Below are 18703 nucleotides of genomic sequence, written 5' to 3' on the forward strand. Positions count from 1 at the left end.
CTGCATAGCAGCATTTTGCGCGACGTTCGCCGCGAAGCACGCCGGCTCGCAGACGCTGGACGTACAATGCGCGCCATTGTCGACCTGTTGCCGCCCACTGCCTTGAAGAAGTCCGATTTCAACTACGACCTGCCGGCTGAACTGATCGCGCAGGCGCCCCTGGCCGAACGTTCCGCAAGCCGCCTGCTGCTGGTGCCTGCGGCGCCCGATGCCTTCACCGACCTGCGGGTGCGCGACCTGCCGTCGCTGCTGCAGCCCGGCGACCTGCTGGTGTTCAACGACACCCGGGTGATCCCGGCGCGCCTGTTCGGGCAGAAGGCCAGTGGCGGCCGCGTGGAGATTCTGATCGAGCGCCTGCTGGGTGGCCAGCAGGCCCGCGCGCAGGTGGGCGCCAGCAAGTCGCCCAAGGCCGGCAGCCGCATCGCGCTGGATGCCGGTGGCGAAGCCGAGGTGCTGGGCCGCGATGGCGAGTTCTACGTGTTGCAGTTCCATGTGCCGGAATCGCTGGAACAGTGGCTGCTGCATGCCGGCCGCCTGCCGCTGCCGCCCTATATCCAGCGCGAGCCGGGTGTGGATGACCGCGAGCGCTACCAGACCGTGTTCGCGCGTGAAGTGGGCGCGGTGGCCGCACCGACCGCCGGCCTGCATTTCGACGAACCGCTGCTGGCCGCATTGAAGGACAAGGGCGTGGACTTCGGCCACGTCACCCTGCACGTGGGTGCGGGCACCTTCCAGCCGGTGCGTGCCGATGACCTGAAGGACCACGTGATGCACCGCGAGTGGCTGAATGTCGGTGCCGAGCTGGTGCAGCAGGTGCGGCGCACGCGCGCCGCTGGCGGCCGCGTGATCGGCGTCGGCACCACCGTGGTGCGCGCGCTGGAAAGCGCGATGCGCGAGGGTGAACTGCTGCCGTTCGCCGGCGAGACGCAGATCTTCATCACCCCGGGCTACCGCATCCGCAGCGTCGATGCGATGGTGACCAACTTCCACCTGCCGGAAAGCACGTTGCTGATGATGATTTCCGCGTTCGCCGGCAAGGAGCGCGTGTTCGAGGCCTACCAGCACGCGATCGAGCAGCGCTACCGCTTCTTCAGCTACGGCGACGCGATGCTGCTGTTCCCGCAGGCGGGCTGACGATCAATCCGGCGGGTGCGCACATGGGCCTGGTGGGCCTGGTGGGTGCGCACCGTTGGTGCGCACATTGTCCGGCCTCAACGCAACACATACCCGCTGTCCGGGTACAGGGTCGACCCGGTCATTGATGGGTTGCCCAGCAGAAAAAGCGCCGCATCGGCCGCATCTTCCACGGTGCCGACCCGGCGCAGCAGGGTCACCTCGGCATAGTGTGCAAACGCCGCCTCGCGCACCGCCGCCGGTCGGTCCTGCCATAGTTCGCCGTCCAGCGTGCCCGGCGAGATTACATTGACCCGTCGCGGCGCCAGTTCCGTGGCCAGGGCGCGGCCCAGCCCTTCGATGGCGCTGTTGCAGGCGGCATAGGCCGCCGCGCCGTTGACCGGACGCGCACCGGCGGCACCGGCCACCAGCACGATGGATGCCTCGGCCGCCAGATGGGGCAGGGCGGCATGCACGGCCCAGTACTGCGGCCAGAACTTGCCATCGAACGGGCTGCGCGCGAGCGCGGCATCGTCGTCGGCGAATGGCCCGACCTGGTAGCTCGCACCGGGAGTGAACAGGGCATCGATCGTGCCGGTGGCCGCGAAGAGCGCCTGCAATGACTCGCGCGAGGTGGCGTCGACCGGAATCGCCCGCGCATCGTGGCCGATCTGCTGCTGCGCCTGCTGCAGGCGCTGCGGGTCACGCCCGCCGATGATCACCCGCGCACCCTGCGCGGCCGCCTGCCGTGCCGCACGCAGGCCGATGCCCGAGCTGCCGCCGATGATGACCAGGGTCTTGTTCGCCAATGACATGAGGGGAATTCCACTGTGAGGTGTGACCACGCTAGCTGCCGCATGCGTGACAATGGGTCACCTTTGGCGTGACGGGTGGGAACATGGGCAATGACGAGGTGTTGTCAGGCCTGCGCGCCTTCGTGGCGGTGGCCGATGGTGGCAGCTTCAGTGCCGCAGCCCAGCGCCTGGGCATTTCACGCTCGGCGGTGAGCAAGGCGGTCAGCCGGCTGGAAGAGCGTCGGCGGGTGCGGTTGCTGGAGCGCAGCCAGCGCCAGTTGCGCCTGACCGAGGCCGGCGAGGCGTTGCTTGTCTACGCACGGCGCGCGCTGGACGCCTTGGCGGCGGCCGAAGAGGCGCTGGGCGCCGGGGCAGGGGCGGCGGCCGGCCGGGTCCGCCTGAGCACGCCGCCGCTGCTGGGGCGCTTGTGGCTGATGCCGGCGCTGTTCGCGCTGCGCCAGCGCCATGCCGGGCTGGTGTTCGATATCGAGTTCTCGACCCGGGCCAGCGAGCTGGTTGCCGAGGGCGTGGACCTGGCACTGCGGGTCGGTGCGCTGCCGGACCGGGCCGAGTGGGTGGCGCGCCGGCTGGGCCGACAGCCAACCGTGCTGGTGGCAGCCCCGGTCTACCTGGACAACCACGGGCTGCCGGCCGCGGCGGGCGACCTGCACGCCCACACCTGCCTGCTGCAGTCGCGGGCAGGTGGCTGGCCGTGGTTGTCGCAGCCGTTGCAGGCGCGCGAACAGATCGCGCTGGGCGACAGTGCGGCGCTGTGCGAGGCCGCCCTGGCCGGGCAGGGCATTGCCCTGCTGCCCCAGTGGCTGGCCGCCGAGCACCTGCAGTCGGGTGCGCTGCGGCCGGTATTGGCGCGCGAACGCCCGCCCGTGCTGCCGATCCAGCTGGTCTGGCCGCGCGGGGAACACCTGCCACGGCGGGTGCGGACGATCATCGACGCACTGGCGGCGGCGATGGCGGCGGATGCGCGTTTTTCGGGGTGAGTGGGGATCCCGCTCTTCATCCCGGCAGAAGGCATTCAGCCAACTTCAATTCGACACTCTTCAAGCGCAAATGACTGGTCTTCTGAGATTTTCAGGCGGTGGCCTTCAATGCGAGCCAAGCCAATGCCGCGTGCCTTGGCTGCGGCTTCAACAGCCTTGCGCCAACCGTCCAGGTCGCCATGGAAGGTCAGGCACTGGTAGCACTGGCCGTTGGGGGCAACGATTCGGCAGCTGTCGGATACGATGCCGCCGTGGCTCGCGACAATCTCTCCAGCAGAGTCCAGCAGTAGATCGAACTGACTTGTAGCACCGCTCGTTTCGTCATCTTCGTAATAGATGACCTCCACTCCGGCCACGCGGTTGATGCCCGGCGCGATTCGATCTACTCGTTGCTCGATTCTTCCCCCAAGAATCGTTTCTAGTGCCTCGCGGTTATTTTTGTTCATTCTGGGCCGCACTTCCTGACGAGATCGCCTGTCGGGTCGATTTTGGAGTGGTAACAGGTCAGGACCAAGGCCAGATGCGACAAGCCAGCAGTCATGTCGCGAGGACATCGGCCCGTTCAGGCCTGAATGGGCGGTCGACCCGGTTTTGGGAGACAATGGGCGACTATTTGCCCGAATGACCGCTCCATGTCCCGATTGCAGTTTCAGCTCAAGACCCGCGACGGCCGTGCCCGCCGTGGCCGCCTGACCTTCCCGCGTGGCACGGTGGAAACGCCGGCCTTCATGCCGGTGGGGACCTATGGCTCGGTCAAGGGCATCCTGCCGGACCAGGTGCGTGCGCTGGGCGCCGAGATCATCCTCGGCAACACGTTCCACCTGTACCTGCGCCCGGGCCTGGACATCATCGCCGACCACGGCGGCCTGCACGGCTTCTGCCGCTGGGATGGCCCGATCCTGACCGACTCCGGCGGCTTCCAGGTGTTCTCGCTGGCCCACCGCCGCAAGATCACCGAGCAGGGCGTGACCTTTGCCTCGCCCACCGACGGTGCCCGTGTGTTCCTGGGCCCGGAAGAGAGCATGAAGATCCAGAAGGTGCTCGATTCGGACGTGGTGATGATCTTCGACGAGTGCACCCCGTACCCGGCCACCGAGGATGTCGCCCGCCGTTCGATGGAGCTGAGCCTGCGCTGGGCCCAGCGCAGTCGCAACGCGCATGACGAGCTGGGCAACGACGCGGCCCTGTTCGGCATCGTCCAGGGCGGCGTGCACACCGACCTGCGCAGCCGCTCGGCCGAGGCCCTGCAGGCGATCGGCTTCGACGGTTACGCCATCGGTGGCCTGGCCGTGGGCGAGCCGGAGCACGAGCGCAACGCCATGCTCGACCACCTGGACCCGGAACTGCCGGGCGACCGCCCGCGCTACCTGATGGGCGTGGGCCGGCCGGAGGACCTGGTCGAGGGTGTCGCACGTGGCGTGGACATGTTCGACTGCGTGATGCCGACCCGCAACGCCCGCAACGGCCACTATTTCACCTCGTTCGGCACCGTCCGCATCCGCAATTCCCAGTACGCGCGCGACATGGACCCGATCGAGCCCGGCTGCGGCTGCGTGGCCTGCACCGGCGGTTACACGCGTTCGTACCTGCGCCACCTGGACCGCTGCAACGAGATGCTGGCGCCGATGCTGGGCACCCTGCACAACCTGTTCTATTACGAAAAGCTCATGGCCGACATCCGCGCGGCGATCGAGGCGGGAACCTTCCTGGCCTTCCGTGAGTCTTTCTACGCGGCACGCGGGGCGGTAGCACCGCCCCTGTAACCCGAACACCCCCTGCCAAACGGCCCAAGGACGAACGCCCGGGGCCGTGGCATACTTCAAGGCTGACCCAGATCCGCGGTCGACACCCCGTGCCCGTGAAAGGGCCGGAGCGCCGCCCAACCAAAGGACCAACGATGAACCTGCTTGCCTTCCTGATTCCCGCCGCCCACGCCCAGGCCGCCGGCGGCCAACCGCAGGGCATGGGCCTGACCACGCTGCTGTTCCCGGTCATCCTGATCGCCATCATGTACTTCCTGATGATCCGCCCGCAGATGAAGCGGCAGAAGGAGCACAAGGCCATGCTGGAGAAGATCAAGCGTGGCGACGAAGTGCTGACCAACGGCGGCATCGCCGGCATCGTCACCGACATCGGCGACAACTTCATCACCATCGAAGTGGCGGACAACGTGCGCATCCGCGTGCAGAAGGGCGCTGTCGGCAACGTGCTGCCGGCCGGTACCCTGAAGTCGGCCCAGTAAGCCACTCCCTTTCCGATGCACAACCGCGGCGCCGGGGATGGCGCCGCGCGGGACCCAAGCAATGCTCGAATTTCCACGCTGGAAGTACGTCGTCATCCTGATCGTACTGGCGCTCAGCGCGCTGTACGCGCTGCCCAACATCTACCAGAAGGACCCGGCCCTCCAGATCACCGCCAACCGTGGCGGCCAGATCGACGATGCGCTGCGTGACCGTGTGCTGGCCGACCTGAAGAAGGCCGGTGTCGCCACCGTCGGTGCCGAGAAGGAAGGGGAAAGCCTGATCGTCCGCCTGCCGGACCTGAAGGCGCAGTCCGCTGCCAGCGACGCCCTGCGTGACACGGTCGGCGAAAAGTACACCGTGGCCCTGAACCTGGCCTCGACCGTGCCGGACTGGCTGGCCAACCTCGGCGGTCGCCCGATGGTGCTGGGCCTGGACCTGCAGGGCGGTGTGCACTTCGTGCTGCAGGTCGACCAGAAGGCCGCCCTGGACAAGCGCCTGGACGCCTACACCGAAGACGTGCGCAGCACCCTGCGCGACGCCCGCATCGCTTACCAGTCGGTGGAACGCCGCGCTGACAACAGCATCGTGGCGAACCTGAGCCCGTCCGCCGGTGACGACGCCGCGCAGCGTGCCCGCACTGCCCTGGTGAAGGCGCAGCCGACCCTCGGCTACGACGTCAGTGGCAATCGCATCACGGTGACCGTGCCGGAAACCGAGATCACCCAGATCGCCAACGGCGCCATCGAGCAGAACATCAACACCCTGCGCAACCGCGTGAACCAGCTCGGCGTGGCCGAGCCGATCATCCAGCGCCAGGGTGCCGACCGCGTGGTGGTGCAGCTGCCGGGCGTGCAGGACACCGCCGAAGCCAAGCGCATGATCGGCGCCACCGCTACCCTCGAGTACCGCGCGGTGGTTGACGGCAATGCACAGGACGCCATCAACTCCGGGCGCATTCCGCCGGAAGCGAAGGTCTACCAGCGTCGTGATGGCGGTGGTCCGGTCCTGCTGAACAAGCGCGTGATCGTCACCGGTGACCAGATGGTCGGCGCGCAGGCGGTGACCGATTCGAACAGCGGCTCTCCGGCGGTCAGCGTGACGCTGAACAATGTCGGCGGCCAGCGCATGTTCGACTTCACCAGCGCCAACGTGAACAAGCCGATGGCGGTGGTCTACACCGAGCGCGTGCCGACCGTGACCGTCGTCGACGGCCAGGAAGTGCGTGGCTTCAAGGTCAACGAGGAAGTGATCTCGGTGGCCAACATCAACGGCGTGTTCGGCAAGAACTTCCAGACCACCGGCCTGCAGAAGAAGGAAGCCGAGGACCTGGCCAAGCTGCTGAAGTCCGGCTCGCTGGCCGCGCCGATGGACTTCGTCGAAGAGCGCGTGGTGGGCCCGAGCCTGGGTGCCGAGAACGTCAAGAATGGTATGCGCGCGGTGGTGTTCGCATTCCTGTTCACCCTGGTGTTCTTCAGCGTCTACTACCGCATGTTCGGCGTGATCACCTCGATCGCGATGCTGTTCAACCTGTTGATCGTGGTGGCGGTGATGTCGCTGTTCGGCGCGACCATGACCCTGCCGGGCTTCGCTGGCCTGGCGTTGTCGGTCGGCCTGTCGGTGGACGCCAACGTGCTGATCAACGAGCGTATCCGTGAAGAGCTGCGTGCCGGCGTGCCGGGCAAGACCGCGATCGTGACCGGTTACGAGCGTGCCTCGGGCACCATCCTCGACGCCAACCTGACCGGCCTGATCGTCGGTGTGGCGCTGTTCGCATTCGGTACCGGTCCGCTGAAGGGCTTCGCGCTGACCATGATCATCGGTATTTTCGCCTCCATGTTCACCGCGATCACCGTGTCGCGTGCGCTGGCGACGCTGATCTACGGCCGCCGCAAGAAGCTCCAGAACGTGGCCATCTGACGGGACGACACGCACATGAAACTGTTTCCGCTGCACATCCTCCCGAACGACACCAAGATCGACTTCATGCGCTGGCGCCATGTCGCGATGGTCGTCACGGTCATCGTGTTCCTGGCCTCGGTTGCCATCATCGGCTTCAAGGGCTTCAACTACGCTCTGGACTTCACCGGCGGCACCCTGATCGAAGCCCGCTTCGACAAGGCGGTGGACGTCGAGCAGGTCCGTACCAAGCTCGAGGAAAGTGGCTTCGACGGTGCCCAGGTGCAGAGCGTCGGTGGCAACACCGATCTGCTGATCCGCCTGGCCCCGCATGGTGAGCACGCTGCCGGTACCGGCGACGCCGCGCACGAGGACAAGGCCACCGCCGCCGCCGTGGTGAAGGCACTGTCCACCGCCGACAACCAGGCCACCGTGCTCCGCAACGAGTTCGTGGGTCCGCAGATCGGCAAGGACCTGGCGATGAATGGCCTGTACGCCACCATCTTCATGCTGGCCGGCTTCCTGATCTACATCGCGGTGCGCTTCGAATGGAAGTTCGCGGTCACCGCCAGCATCGTGGCGATGTTCGACCTGATCGTGACGGTCGCTTACGTGTCCCTGCTGGGCCGTGAGTTCGACCTGACCGTGCTGGCCGGCCTGCTGTCGGTAATGGGCTTTGCGATCAACGATCTGATCGTGGTCTTCGACCGCGTCCGCGAGAACTTCCGCAGCCTGCGCGTGGACTCGATGGAAGTGCTGAACCGTTCGATCAACCAGACGCTGTCGCGTACGGTGATCACCGCGGTGATGTTCTTCCTGTCGGCACTTGCCCTGTACATGTACGGCGGCAGCTCGATGGAAGGCCTGGCCGAGACGCACATGATCGGCGCGGTGATCGTGGTGCTGTCCTCGATCCTGGTGGCGGTGCCGATGCTGACGATCGGTTTCCTGCGCGTCAGCAAGCAGGACCTGCTGCCGAAGGCGAAGGACATCGAGGCCCTGGCCCGTCGCCCGTAAGCACCCGCTGCACGCAACACACAGAGAACCCCGCGCAAGCGGGGTTTTTTGTGTGCAGGGCTTGCAGCCCTGCACCCGCGGTAGTGCCGGCCGCTGGCCGGCAACAGCAATAGCAACAGCGGGCATTCCGTGGGATGGTGGGGCGATGTGGATTGGCAGGACACGCCGTAAACCCATCCATGGGGGCTCGATGGCGCCATCCATGGCGCCAACGGTCCTGCCAACCCACATGGCCCCACCTCTGACAGATTCCTGCGGCTGTTGGATCGCGCGGCTGTTGGTAGGTGTCGACCTTGGTCGACACATCTGTCAGATATTGAATGAGTTCATCCATGTCGACCAAGGTCGACACCTACCAGAGCAGGATGCCGTTCCAACAGATCGCGGAAATCTGTCGAAGGCGGGGTGGGTCCGGTTGCGGGGGTGTCCGCGGCATGGATGCCGCGGCCAAGCCTCCATGGACGGATTTACGGCGTCCCCCGCAACCGGACCCACCCCGCCAACCCACAGGAACCCAGCTTTTGAAGTTGCTCCGGCTCCGGCCGTTGCTCCGGCCTCTGCGGGTGCAGGGTGCAACCCTGCAGAACAGACCCCACCCTACGCCGCCGTCGGTTGTGCAATCTTCCCCCGCGCACTACGATCCTGCGGTTCGCGCGCGCAGGCGCGCGCCCGTATTCCTGCTGAGCGCCCCGCGCGCCGCACCTGCCAACCCGAGGTATCCATGGTCATCAAACCGCGCGTCCGCGGCTTCATCTGCGTCACCACCCACCCGACCGGCTGCGAAGCCGCGGTCAAGCAGCAGATCGACTACATCCGCGCACGTCCGCCGATCCAGAATGGTCCCAAGCGCGTGCTGGTGATCGGCGCCTCCACCGGCTACGGCCTGGCGGCGCGCATCACTGCCGCCTTCGGCAGTGGCGCCGCCACCCTGGGCATCTTCTTCGAACGCCCGGGTAGTGAAACCAAGCCGGGCACCGCGGGCTGGTACAACTCGGCCGCGTTCCACAAGTACGCCGACGAAGCTGGCCTGTACGCCAAGAGCATCAACGGCGATGCCTTCTCCGATGAAGTGAAGGCCAGGACCATCGAGATGATCAAGGCCGATCTCGGCCAGGTCGACCAGGTCGTCTACAGCCTCGCCGCGCCGCGCCGCAAGCACCCGAAGACCGGAGAGATCATCAGCTCCACGCTGAAGCCGATCGGCGAGCCGATCACCCTGCGTGGCCTGGATACCGACAAGGAAGTGCTGACCGAGACCCATCTGCAGCCGGCCACCCCGGAAGAAATCGCTGGCACCGTCGCGGTGATGGGCGGCGAGGACTGGCAGATGTGGATCGATGCGCTGGCCGACGCCGGCGTGCTGGCCAATGGCTGCACCACCACCGCCTTCACCTACGTGGGCGAAGAGATCACCCAGGCGATCTACTGGAATGGCTCGATCGGTGCGGCCAAGAAGGACCTGGACAACAAGGTGCTGGGCCTGCGCGAGAAGCTGGCCAGGATCGGTGGCGACGCGCGCGTGTCGGTGCTGAAGGCCGTGGTCACCCAGGCCAGCTCGGCCATTCCGACCATGCCGCTGTACCTGTCGCTGCTGTTCAAGGTGATGAAGGAAAAGGGCACGCACGAAGGCTGCATCGAACAGCTCGACGTGCTGTACGACATCCTCTACGGCGGCAAGGCCGATGGCGTGGCGGTCGATCGTCTGCGCCACGACCTGGTCGATGGCGATGGCCACACCGTCGCGCTGGTCGATGACGAAGGCCGCCTGCGTGCCGATTACAAGGAAATGGCCGCGGACGTGCAGGGCAAGGTGGTCGCGCTGTGGCCGCAGGTGACCAACGAGAACCTGTACGAGATCAGCGATCTGGCCGGCTACAAGGCCGATTTCCTGCGCCTGTTCGGTTTTGGCGTGGAGGGTGTCGACTACGAGGCCGACGTCAATCCGGACGTGAAGATCGAAAACCTGGTCGACATGACCTGATCAACGAAGAGGCCGGCGGAAGCCGGCCTTCTCTTTGGGTGGTGCCGGCCAGCGGCCGGCACTACCATCGGTCATCCGAACTCGAAGCCCATCTCCGGCAACGCCGGGCCAACGAAGTCGCCCTGCACGTAGTCCACGCCGGCACTGAACAGCAACGTCATCGAATTGGCATCGCTGACGAACTCGGCGATGGTGCGGATGCCGGCTTCCTGCGCGCGCGCGGTGATCTGGCTGATACGGTCGATGTTCTCGCGGGTGGCCGCCAGGTCGCTGGTGAAGCCGCGGTCCAGCTTGAGGAACTGCGGCTGGAAGTGGGCCAGCAGCTGGAACGAATCCAGCCCCGAGCCGAACTGTTCCAGGCCGATGCGGCAGCCCAGCGGTGCAACTTCGGCAAGGAACTGCTGTGCACTGCGCAGGTGGGTGAACACCTTCGCTTCCGGCGCATGCAGCCACAGCCGCTCGCCGGGCACGCCCTGTGCCTGCAGCTCGCGGCGCAGGGTGGCAATCATCTGCGGGTCATCGAACGATTCCGGGGTGACCTTCACCAGCACCTGCGTGGCATGGCCGTCACGTGCACGCTGGCCCAGCACCGCGATGGCCCGTGACACCACCCAGCGGTTGATGTCGGCCAGCAGGCCGTGCTCCTCCGCGATACCGAGGAACGCGGTCGGACTCAGCAGTTCGCCGTTGTGCTCCAGGCGCAGGTAGGCCTCGTAGAGCTCCAGCGACTCGCCCTGCAGGTTCAGCACCGGCTGGTAGTGCAGCTGGAAGCCGTCACCGGCCAGCGCTTCACGGATACGGGCGACCCAGCGCAGCACGCGTTCTTCCTCCACGCGGTCGGCGGCGGCCGGGTCGAAGATGCGGCAGGTGTTGCCCAGTTCTGCGGCGGCCTGCGTGCATTCGCTGGCGCGCGCCAGCACCTGGCCGATGCTGGCGATCTTCTCCCCCACCTGCACGCCACCGATGCTGACCGTTACCGTGGCCGAGCGCGCGCCGATGCTGAAGACGTGCGCGGCGTAGGCTTCGCGGATGCGCTCGGCCAGCGCCACGGTCTGCGCATAGGGCCCGGCCTGCAGCACGGCGAAATTGTGTTCGCCGAAGCGGGCCAGCTGTGCGTCCTCGCCGACCACCTCGGCCAGCAGGCCGGCAAGGGCGCCGATCAGGGTGTCGGCCGAGGCCAGGCCAATGTCCGGCAGCAGGCGCGCGTAGTGGTCCGGCTCGATCAGCAGCAGGCCGAACTGCCCCTCGCTGCGCCCGGCCTGGGCCACCGCGCTTTCCAGCTGCAGCATGAAGGTCGGGCGGTTGAGCAGGCCGGTGACCTGGTCGCGCTGACGCAGGTCCTCGACCTCACGTGCCAGCTCGGGGTCGAATTCCATGCGGCGGCGGAGCACCACCTGCAGGCAGGATTCGCCCTCGTAGGTGGCGGCCGTGAATTCCATTGTCGCCGGGAACGCACTGCCATCCTCGTGACGGGCATCAAGCTGGTACTGCGGCGGCGGTGCTTCGCCACGGCTGAGGCCCTTCAGCAGCTGCTTGAAGCCTTCCACGTGCTGGGCGGCGACCATGTCCAGCAGCGAGATGCCTTCGATGTCGTCGAAATGCTCGTAACCGAACATCTCCAGATAGGCATCGTTGGCGCGGATGTGCATGCCTTCATGCACATAGGCGATGGGGTCGCGCGAGGAGGCGATCAACGCATCGCAGCGGCGCTCGGTTTCGCGCATCTGTGCTTCGATGCGGCGCAGGCCGCGACGCGCCTGCAGGTCCACCCACTGGTCGCGGACCACGGCGAGCAGATGCTCCGGACGTTGGCGCAGGGCGAGGGCGCGGATGCCGTGGCTGCTGGCCTGCACCAGTTCGTCTTCGTCGATGCGCTCGGCCAGCAGCACCAGCGGAATATCCTTGCCGCTGGCAGCAATATGCTGGGCCACCAGTGGCAGCGGGATGCCCTGGGAGGGCGAAGCCAGCACCAGGTCGATGGCCTGGCTGGCCAGCACCTGGGCCAGCTCGGCTGCATCCTGCGGACGCCACGGGCGTACCGCGATGCCGCTGTTGCGCAGCGTGCTGACGATGGCTTCGGCATTCTCGCCGCTGTCATCGACGATCAGCAGGCGGATGGTGATGTCGTTCGCGTTCTGCATGCACTGCTCCCCAATCTGCAAATCTAGATACACGATGCGCGGCGAACCGTCCATGCGCGCACCCCTTGCACGCATTGAACGGCGATGCGGTTCACACCACGCCACCGGCTGCGTGGCCGCTGGCCCAGGCCCACTGGAAGTTGTAGCCGCCCAGCCAGCCGGTCACATCCAGCACCTCGCCGACGAAATGCAGGCCGGGCACGCGCTTGGATTCCATCGTCGAGGACGAGACCTCGGCGGTATCCACGCCGCCCAGGGTGACCTCGGCGGTGCGGTAGCCCTCGGTACCACTGGCCACCAGCGGGAACGCGCCCAGCAGCTGTGCGGCCTGGCGCAGCACCGGCTCGTCCAGCTGGCGCACGGGCCGGTCGGGCAGCCAGTGTTCGCACAACCGCTGTGCCAGCCGCTTCGGCAGTACCTCGCCCAGCACCGTGCGCAGCTCGGCGGCAGGACGTTCGCGCTTCATCTGGCGCAACCACTCGCCGGCATCCTGGCCGGGCAGCAGGTCCAGCTCCAGCGCGTCACCGGGTTGCCAGAACGAGGAGATCTGCAGGATCGCCGGGCCACTCACGCCGCGGTGGGTCAGCAGCATGAAGTTCTGGAAGCTCTTTCCGTTGCAGCGCGCCTCGATGGGCAGAGCGACGCCGCTGAGATCGGCCAGCCGTTCCTGGTGCTTGCCGCTGAGCGTCAGCGGCACCAGCCCGGCGCGGGTCGGCAGCACCTGGTGGCCGAACTGTCGGGCCACTTCATAGCCGAAGCCGCTGGCGCCCATGCTGGGAATGGACAGGCCGCCGGTGGCCACCACCAGCGAGGCGCAATGGAACAGGCCCTGCGTGGTGTGCACGCGGAAACCATCGCTGCCATGCTCGATGCGCTGCACGCTGCAGTCGGTACGCACCTGCACGCCTGCCGCCAGGCATTCGTCCACCAGCATCTTCACGATCTGCTTGGACGAGACATCGCAGAACAACTGGCCCAGCTCTTTTTCGTGATACGCGATGCCGTGCTTGCTTACCAGTTCGATGAAGTGCCAGGGCGTGTAGCGCGCCAGTGCCGACTTGCAGAAGTGCGGGTTGGCCGACAGGAAGTTGGCCGGGGTGGTGCCGGTGTTGGTGAAGTTGCAGCGGCCACCGCCGGACATCAGGATCTTCTTGCCAACCTTGTTGGCATGGTCGATCACCTGCACCTGGCGGCCGCGCTGGCCAGCCGTGATCGCGGTCATCAGCCCGGCCGCACCGGCGCCGATGACAACCACGTCGCAACGGATCGTGCTCATGCCTTGGCGCGCTTGCGCCAGTTCGGGATCACGTCGAGCTGGATCTGGTCGTTGAGCAGCTGCACTTCACCGTCCTGGATCAGCACGCTCCAGCGCATGGCGCGCTGGATCTGCTGGCCCCAGCGCTCGACGAATTCACCGTCCAGATCAACCACCGAGAGATTGTCGAAGCGTGCCAGGCCCTTGCTCTGCTTGCCCCACCAGATCTCCGAGGCGTTGCCGCCGTAGTTGATCACCTGCACCTGGCGGCTGCGATTGCTGGCCTTGCGGATGCGCGATTCGTCCGGATGGCCCAGGTCGATCCACTGCAGGATGTCGCCGGTGTAGTCGTGTTCCCACAGATCGGGCTCGTCATCGGTGCTCAGACCGCGGCCGAATTCCAGGCGGTCGCCGGCGTTCAGCGCGAAGGCGAGCAGGCGCACCATCAGGCGATCGTCGGTCTCGGACGGGTGCTGGGCCAGGGTCAGGTTGTGGGTCGCGTAGTAGCCGCGATCCATGTCGCTGATCTGCAGTTCGGCCTTGCGGATGGTGGCGGTGAGGGCCATGGGTGGTCCGTGGACTAAAGACGACAATGATAGAGGTTTGCTCCAGGGGTGTCCGTTGCCGGTCTGTCTGCGCAGCGTCAACGGTGGCACTCTTGCGCTCTTTCCCGTGGCCGGAGTGGATGCCATGACCTTGCCCAGCCGCCTGCAGCTGCCACCCGGCCACTGGCCCAGCCTGCTCGATGGCCTGTGCGCGCGTTTCCCGCGCATCGACCGTGCGCAATGGCAGGACCGCTTCGCCCGAGGCCGCGTGCAGGATGCGCAGGGCAGGGCACTGGCGCCGGACATGCCCTGGCAGGTGGGGCTGGAAATCCAGTACTTCCGCGAGGTGGCCGACGAGCCGGTGATTCCCTTCGCCGAGACCATCCTGCATCTGGATGCGCACCTGCTGGTGGCCGACAAACCGCACTTCCTGCCGGTGACGCCGGCCGGTGGGTATGTACGGGAAACCCTGCTGTCGCGCCTGGTCGCACGCACCGGCAACACCGAGCTGGTGCCGCTGCACCGCTTGGACCGGCTGACCGCCGGCCTGGTGCTGTTTTCCACCCAGGCAGGCACGCGTGATGCCTACCAGCGGCTGTTCCGCGAGCGGCGCATCGGGAAGACCTACGAGGCGCTGGCACCGGCGCTGCCGGGGCTGGCGTTTCCGTTGCAGCGGGACAGTCGTCTGGTGCCGGGGGAGCCGTTCTTCCGCATGGCCGAAGTGCCGGGCGAGCCCAATGCCCGCAGCCGGATCGAGCTGATCGAGGCCGAGGGGCCGGTCTGGCGCTACCGGTTGCGGCCGGAAACCGGCCGCAAGCACCAGCTGCGCGTGCATATGGCGATGCTGGGCGCCCCCATCGAGGGCGATGACCTGTATCCGCAGCTGAGGCCGCGCCCGGATGAAACGGTCGAGTCACCCCTGCAGCTGCTGGCGCAGGGGCTGGCCTTCGACGATCCATTGAGTGGGGAGCCCAGGCGGTTCAGCAGTCAGCGTCGCCTGTGCCTGCCGGGCCAGAGCGGGTAGGGCCGTTCAGCGAACCGGGCGCCGCGCAAGCCAGCGGTCCAGTTCGGCGGCGAACAGCTGCCGGTCACGGGGTCCCAGCGGCGGTGGGCCCCCGGTCTGCACCCCGGCGCCGCGCAGCTCTTCCATGAAATTGCGCATCGACAGCCGCTCGGCCATGTTGTTCGGGGTGTACAGCTGGCCACGCGGGTTCAGCGCCACCGCCTTCTTTTCCAGCACCAGTGCGGCCAGCGGGATGTCCTGGGTGACCACCAGGTCACCGGCGGCGACCCGCTCGACGATGGCGCTGTCGGCCACGTCCAGGCCCTGGGGGACCTGGATCGAGCGCAGCCAGCGTGAGGGCGGGGTCCGGATCCACTGATTGGCGACCAGGGTCAGCTCGATCCCAACGCGTTCAGCGGCACGGAACAGGATGTCGCGAATGACGGTGGGGCAGGCGTCCGCGTCTACCCAGATGCGTGGGAGAGCGGGTTCAGCTTGGGTTTCAGCTTCAGTCATTTACCCAGTGTAGGGTAGGAAAATCCTGAATGGGGACTCGGAGTTAGCCTCGATCGGCTGCCAGCCCTTGTCACGTCTAGCGGGCGGGGTCTGCCCATGAACGTCCGGGCTATCGCTTTTTGCAGAAAACACGCGTATCGTTCGTCCCACTGTGTTTGCTAGGGTCACCGTGAATCGTGGCCTGGTGCAGTTGATCTCACGATCCGCTCATCGATCCGCTTTACCAACGCCTGCAACTCAGTCTCGGCCCCGATACCCGGTGGCTGCGATTTTTTCAACATGTGTTTCAGGAGTTAGTCAAATGTCTGATCGTCAGACCGGCACCGTCAAGTGGTTCAACGACGCCAAGGGCTTCGGCTTCATCACCCCGGAAAGCGGCCCGGACCTGTTTGTGCACTTCCGTGCCATCCAGGGCACCGGCTTCAAGACCCTGCAGGAAGGCCAGAAGGTTACCTTCATCGCCGTCCAGGGTCAGAAGGGTATGCAGGCTGACCAGGTGCAGGCGGTCTAATCCGTCTGCTACCGTTTGGTAGCCAGAACGCCGGAAGCGAAAGCTTCCGGCGTTTTTTATTGCCCGCTGTTTTGTAGAGTCGGGCTTGCTCGACCGCGTTTGAAAGCAGTCGAGCAAGCTCGACTCTACAAAAGGCATGCAGCCGGGCGGGCTAAGATCAGATGCATCCTCCCATCGCGGAACCGTCCATGCGCATCGTCCACCACCTGGAAAACTCCCGTTCCCTGCGCGTGCTGTGGATGCTGGAGGAACTGGGGCTGGACTACGAACTGCGCCGCTATCCGCGTGATCCGAAGACGCTGCTGGCGCCGCCGGAACTGCGCAACGTGCATCCGCTGGGCAAGTCGCCGGTGCTGCAGGATGGCGAACTGGTACTGGCCGAGTCCGGGGCGATCCTCGACTACCTCGCTGACCGTTACGACACGCAGCGCCAGCTGTCGCCGTCACCGATGCCGGCCGACGGAGCTGAACGCATCGCCTACCGCTACTGGCTGCACTATGCCGAAGGTTCGGCGATGCCGCCGCTGCTGCTGACCCTGGTGATCGGTCGCATCCGCAGCGCACCGATGCCGTTCTTCGCGCGCCCGATCGCACGCAGCATCGCCGACAAGGCCGAGCGCGGCTTCATCGGTCCGCAGCGGCGCCTGCACCTGGACTGGATGGAGCGCCGCCTGGCCGAAAGCCCGTGGTTTGCTGGCGAGCGCTTCAGTGCGGCCGACATCCAGATGAGCTTCCCGATCCAGGCCGCTGCCGCGCGCGGTGGTGGCCTCGACGACAAGCCGGCACTGCGTGGCTTCCTCAAGCGTATCGGTGAGCGCCCGGCCTACCTGCGTGCCGAGGCCCACGGCGGCCACCTGCAGGCGCTCAGCGGCAATTGAGGCGGGCGGCCGTCGCCCCCATCTTCAGCACCATGGATACCGACAGCCCCCGTTTCGACAACCGCCTGCTGCATACCCTGCCGGGCGACCCCGAATCCGGCCCGCGCAGGCGTGAAGTGCTGGGCGCAGCCTGGTCGCCAGTGATGCCGACCCCGGTGACGGCGCCCACGCTGCTGGCCTGGGCGCCGGACGTGGCCGAAATGCTTGGCTTCAATACCGCTGAGGTCGAGAGCGAAGGCTTCGCCCGTGTATTCGGTGGCAACGCACTGTATGCAGGCATGCAGCCTTGGGCGGCCAACTACGGTGGCCATCAGTTCGGCCATTGGGCCGGCCAGCTCGGCGACGGCCGTGCGATCTCGCTGGGTGAATTGGTCGCGCCGGATGGCCGCCACTGGGAGCTGCAGCTGAAGGGGGCCGGCCCCACGCCTTACTCGCGCGGCGCCGATGGGCGCGCAGTGCTGCGCTCGTCCATCCGCGAATTCCTGTGCAGCGAAGCGATGCACCATCTGGGGGTGCCGACCACGCGCGCGTTGTCGCTGGTCGGTACCGGCGACGACGTGGTGCGTGACATGTTCTACGACGGTCATCCGCGCGCCGAGCCTGGTGCCATCGTGTGCCGGGTATCGCCGTCGTTCCTGCGCTTTGGTTCCTTCGAGCTTCCGGCATCGCGCGGGGAAACCGCCTTGCTGCAGCAGCTGGTTGATGCCTGCATCGCTCGCGATTTCCCCGAACTGGAAGGGCAGGGCGAGGCGCTGTATGGCGACTGGTTCGCGCAGATCGCGGTGCGCACCGCCGAGATGATCGCGCACTGGATGCGCGTGGGTTTCGTGCATGGCGTGATGAACACCGACAACCTGTCCGTGCTCGGCCTCACACTTGATTACGGCCCTTACGGCTGGGTCGAGGATTTCGATCCGGACTGGACGCCGAACACCACCGACGCGCAGGGCCGCCGTTATCGCTTCGGTACCCAGCCGCAGGTGGCGTACTGGAACCTGAGCCGATTGGCGCAGGCATTGTCGCCGTTGTTCGCCGATGTGGCGCCGCTGCAGGCCGGTCTGGCGGCCTACCAGTCCACCTTCGTGGCCTGCACCCGTCGCGATGCCGCAGCCAAGCTGGGCCTGGCCGCGGCCGACGATGACGACCTGCAGCTCTACCTGCGCTGGCAGCAGTTGATGCAGGACGGTGGCATGGACATGACCCTGGCCTGGCGCGCGCTGATGCGCCTCGATCCGGCGGCACCGGATGCGGCGCTGCTGGACGCGGTGTACTACGACGAGGCGCGCCAGCAGGCGGTGCAGGCACCGTTGCAGCAGTGGCTGCAGGACTACGCGGCACGGTTGCAGGCCGATCCGCTGTCGGCCACTGAGCGCACGGCGAAGATGGCCGCGGCCAATCCGCTGTACGTGCTGCGCAACTGGTTGGCGCAGGAAGCCATCGATCGTGCAGAGCAGGGCGACCTCGGTGGCGTTCACGCACTGCAGGACGTGCTGCGTGATCCGTACACCGAGCGTGCCGGGCTGGAGCATTTCGCCGGTAAGCGCCCGGCGTGGGCAGACAACCGCGCGGGCTGCTCGATGCTGTCCTGCAGTTCCTGAGGGGGTCTTTTGCAGGGCTGCGCCCTGCACCCGCAGAGGCCAGGTCAAACGCCAGAGCAAAAGCGGATTCCGTGGTCTGGCGGGGCGGTGTGGGGCTGCAGGACACGCCGTAAACCCGTCCATGGGGGCTCGATGGCGCCATCCATGGCGCCAACGGTCCTGCAGCCCCACACCGCCCCACCTCCGACAGATTTCCGCTGCTGTGGGTAGGTGT

The 18703-nt window shown here is 66.5% G+C and carries 17 protein-coding genes; 11 read left to right on the forward strand and 6 right to left on the reverse strand.

The window, feature by feature from the left end:
* Positions 1-66: 66 nt before the first annotated feature.
* Complete coding sequence (queA, locus tag ACZK5G_RS09080; protein WP_478466088.1) at positions 67-1134, forward strand: tRNA preQ1(34) S-adenosylmethionine ribosyltransferase-isomerase QueA; 1068 nt, start codon at positions 67-69, stop codon at positions 1132-1134.
* 77 nt (positions 1135-1211) lie between these two features.
* On the opposite strand, the gene ACZK5G_RS09085 is transcribed toward queA, so the two are convergent.
* On the reverse strand, positions 1212-1928 hold the full coding sequence (locus ACZK5G_RS09085; protein ID WP_121503049.1) for an SDR family oxidoreductase: 717 nt from the start codon (positions 1926-1928) through the stop codon (positions 1212-1214).
* An 83-nt stretch (positions 1929-2011) separates the two neighbouring features.
* Between ACZK5G_RS09085 and ACZK5G_RS09090 the strand changes: the two genes are divergently transcribed.
* Complete coding sequence (locus ACZK5G_RS09090; protein ID WP_121503050.1) at positions 2012-2905, forward strand: LysR family transcriptional regulator; 894 nt, start codon at positions 2012-2014, stop codon at positions 2903-2905.
* Positions 2906-2940: 35 nt separating this feature from the next.
* Here ACZK5G_RS09090 and ACZK5G_RS09095 read toward each other — a convergent pair whose 3' ends face one another.
* Complete coding sequence (locus ACZK5G_RS09095) at positions 2941-3351, reverse strand: hypothetical protein (protein WP_121503051.1); 411 nt, start codon at positions 3349-3351, stop codon at positions 2941-2943.
* A gap of 186 nt (positions 3352-3537) precedes the next feature.
* Here ACZK5G_RS09095 and tgt point away from each other — a divergent pair, with 186 nt between their 5' ends.
* The 5 genes from tgt (at position 3538) to fabV (ending at position 10042) form a co-directional block, all read left to right on the forward strand.
* Positions 3538-4668, forward strand: a complete 1131-nt coding sequence (gene tgt / locus ACZK5G_RS09100; protein WP_006434331.1) for a tRNA guanosine(34) transglycosylase Tgt — start codon at positions 3538-3540, stop codon at positions 4666-4668.
* Between the two features lie 134 nt (positions 4669-4802).
* Positions 4803-5147 carry a preprotein translocase subunit YajC gene (gene yajC / locus ACZK5G_RS09105; RefSeq protein ID WP_005409257.1) on the forward strand — a complete coding sequence of 115 codons (345 nt, stop codon included), beginning with the start codon at positions 4803-4805 and terminating at the stop codon, positions 5145-5147.
* Between the two features lie 61 nt (positions 5148-5208).
* Positions 5209-7065 carry a protein translocase subunit SecD gene (gene secD / locus ACZK5G_RS09110; protein ID WP_197615252.1) on the forward strand — a complete coding sequence of 619 codons (1857 nt, stop codon included), beginning with the start codon at positions 5209-5211 and terminating at the stop codon, positions 7063-7065.
* Between the two features lie 15 nt (positions 7066-7080).
* Positions 7081-8061: a protein translocase subunit SecF gene (gene secF / locus ACZK5G_RS09115; RefSeq protein WP_071228983.1), complete on the forward strand. Its 981-nt coding sequence runs from the start codon at positions 7081-7083 to the stop codon at positions 8059-8061.
* Between the two features lie 721 nt (positions 8062-8782).
* Positions 8783-10042 carry an enoyl-ACP reductase FabV gene (gene fabV / locus ACZK5G_RS09120; protein ID WP_049425168.1) on the forward strand — a complete coding sequence of 420 codons (1260 nt, stop codon included), beginning with the start codon at positions 8783-8785 and terminating at the stop codon, positions 10040-10042.
* Between the two features lie 71 nt (positions 10043-10113).
* Here the strand turns inward: fabV and ACZK5G_RS09125 are convergent, their stop codons facing one another.
* The 3 genes from ACZK5G_RS09125 to ACZK5G_RS09135 form a co-directional block, all read right to left on the reverse strand.
* Positions 10114-12183 (reverse strand): GGDEF/EAL domain-containing response regulator, encoded by a 2070-nt coding sequence (locus ACZK5G_RS09125; protein ID WP_478466089.1) that lies wholly within the window; start codon positions 12181-12183, stop codon positions 10114-10116.
* A 91-nt stretch (positions 12184-12274) separates the two neighbouring features.
* Complete coding sequence (locus ACZK5G_RS09130; protein ID WP_478466090.1) at positions 12275-13459, reverse strand: BaiN/RdsA family NAD(P)/FAD-dependent oxidoreductase; 1185 nt, start codon at positions 13457-13459, stop codon at positions 12275-12277.
* Positions 13456-14004, reverse strand: a complete 549-nt coding sequence (locus ACZK5G_RS09135; protein WP_049400101.1) for a YaeQ family protein — start codon at positions 14002-14004, stop codon at positions 13456-13458. The genes ACZK5G_RS09130 and ACZK5G_RS09135 overlap by 4 nt, the downstream gene beginning before the upstream one ends.
* A gap of 124 nt (positions 14005-14128) precedes the next feature.
* On the opposite strand from ACZK5G_RS09135, the gene ACZK5G_RS09140 reads away from it, so the two are divergent.
* Positions 14129-15007, forward strand: a complete 879-nt coding sequence (locus tag ACZK5G_RS09140; protein WP_478466092.1) for a pseudouridine synthase — start codon at positions 14129-14131, stop codon at positions 15005-15007.
* Positions 15008-15013: 6 nt separating this feature from the next.
* Here ACZK5G_RS09140 and ACZK5G_RS09145 read toward each other — a convergent pair whose 3' ends face one another.
* Positions 15014-15502, reverse strand: coding sequence for a YaiI/YqxD family protein (locus ACZK5G_RS09145; protein ID WP_010484520.1), 489 nt, complete (start codon positions 15500-15502; stop codon positions 15014-15016).
* 301 nt (positions 15503-15803) lie between these two features.
* On the opposite strand from ACZK5G_RS09145, the gene ACZK5G_RS09150 reads away from it, so the two are divergent.
* The 3 genes from ACZK5G_RS09150 (at position 15804) to ACZK5G_RS09160 (ending at position 18489) form a co-directional block, all read left to right on the forward strand.
* The gene (locus ACZK5G_RS09150; protein WP_004153307.1) at positions 15804-16013 is read left to right on the forward strand and encodes a cold-shock protein; all 210 of its coding nucleotides are present in this window, start codon (positions 15804-15806) and stop codon (positions 16011-16013) included.
* Between the two features lie 188 nt (positions 16014-16201).
* The gene (locus tag ACZK5G_RS09155; protein WP_478466094.1) at positions 16202-16891 is read left to right on the forward strand and encodes a glutathione S-transferase; all 690 of its coding nucleotides are present in this window, start codon (positions 16202-16204) and stop codon (positions 16889-16891) included.
* A 32-nt stretch (positions 16892-16923) separates the two neighbouring features.
* Positions 16924-18489 (forward strand): protein adenylyltransferase SelO, encoded by a 1566-nt coding sequence (locus ACZK5G_RS09160; protein ID WP_478466095.1) that lies wholly within the window; start codon positions 16924-16926, stop codon positions 18487-18489.
* Positions 18490-18703: the final 214 nt, after the last annotated feature.

This window comes from Stenotrophomonas sp. 62841_Sma (genome assembly GCF_056482945.1).

Bases quoted from the DNA above. Each gene is read 5' to 3' on its own strand.
- ACZK5G_RS09130 (WP_478466090.1), bottom strand. From the start codon at position 13,459: ATGAGCACGATCCGTTGCGACGTGGTTGTCATCGGCGCCGGTGCGGCC.
- ACZK5G_RS09155 (WP_478466094.1), top strand. From the start codon at position 16,202: ATGCGCATCGTCCACCACCTGGAAAACTCCCGTTCCCTGCGCGTGCTG.
- ACZK5G_RS09140 (WP_478466092.1), top strand. From the start codon at position 14,129: ATGACCTTGCCCAGCCGCCTGCAGCTGCCACCCGGCCACTGGCCCAGC.
- ACZK5G_RS09160 (WP_478466095.1), top strand. From the start codon at position 16,924: ATGGATACCGACAGCCCCCGTTTCGACAACCGCCTGCTGCATACCCTG.
- tgt (WP_006434331.1), top strand. From the start codon at position 3,538: ATGTCCCGATTGCAGTTTCAGCTCAAGACCCGCGACGGCCGTGCCCGC.
- secF (WP_071228983.1), top strand. From the start codon at position 7,081: ATGAAACTGTTTCCGCTGCACATCCTCCCGAACGACACCAAGATCGAC.
- ACZK5G_RS09090 (WP_121503050.1), top strand. From the start codon at position 2,012: ATGGGCAATGACGAGGTGTTGTCAGGCCTGCGCGCCTTCGTGGCGGTG.
- yajC (WP_005409257.1), top strand. From the start codon at position 4,803: ATGAACCTGCTTGCCTTCCTGATTCCCGCCGCCCACGCCCAGGCCGCC.
- ACZK5G_RS09145 (WP_010484520.1), bottom strand. From the start codon at position 15,502: ATGACTGAAGCTGAAACCCAAGCTGAACCCGCTCTCCCACGCATCTGG.
- ACZK5G_RS09135 (WP_049400101.1), bottom strand. From the start codon at position 14,004: ATGGCCCTCACCGCCACCATCCGCAAGGCCGAACTGCAGATCAGCGAC.
- queA (WP_478466088.1), top strand. From the start codon at position 67: ATGCGCGCCATTGTCGACCTGTTGCCGCCCACTGCCTTGAAGAAGTCC.
- fabV (WP_049425168.1), top strand. From the start codon at position 8,783: ATGGTCATCAAACCGCGCGTCCGCGGCTTCATCTGCGTCACCACCCAC.
- ACZK5G_RS09150 (WP_004153307.1), top strand. From the start codon at position 15,804: ATGTCTGATCGTCAGACCGGCACCGTCAAGTGGTTCAACGACGCCAAG.
- ACZK5G_RS09125 (WP_478466089.1), bottom strand. From the start codon at position 12,183: ATGCAGAACGCGAACGACATCACCATCCGCCTGCTGATCGTCGATGAC.
- ACZK5G_RS09095 (WP_121503051.1), bottom strand. From the start codon at position 3,351: ATGAACAAAAATAACCGCGAGGCACTAGAAACGATTCTTGGGGGAAGA.
- ACZK5G_RS09085 (WP_121503049.1), bottom strand. From the start codon at position 1,928: ATGTCATTGGCGAACAAGACCCTGGTCATCATCGGCGGCAGCTCGGGC.
- secD (WP_197615252.1), top strand. From the start codon at position 5,209: ATGCTCGAATTTCCACGCTGGAAGTACGTCGTCATCCTGATCGTACTG.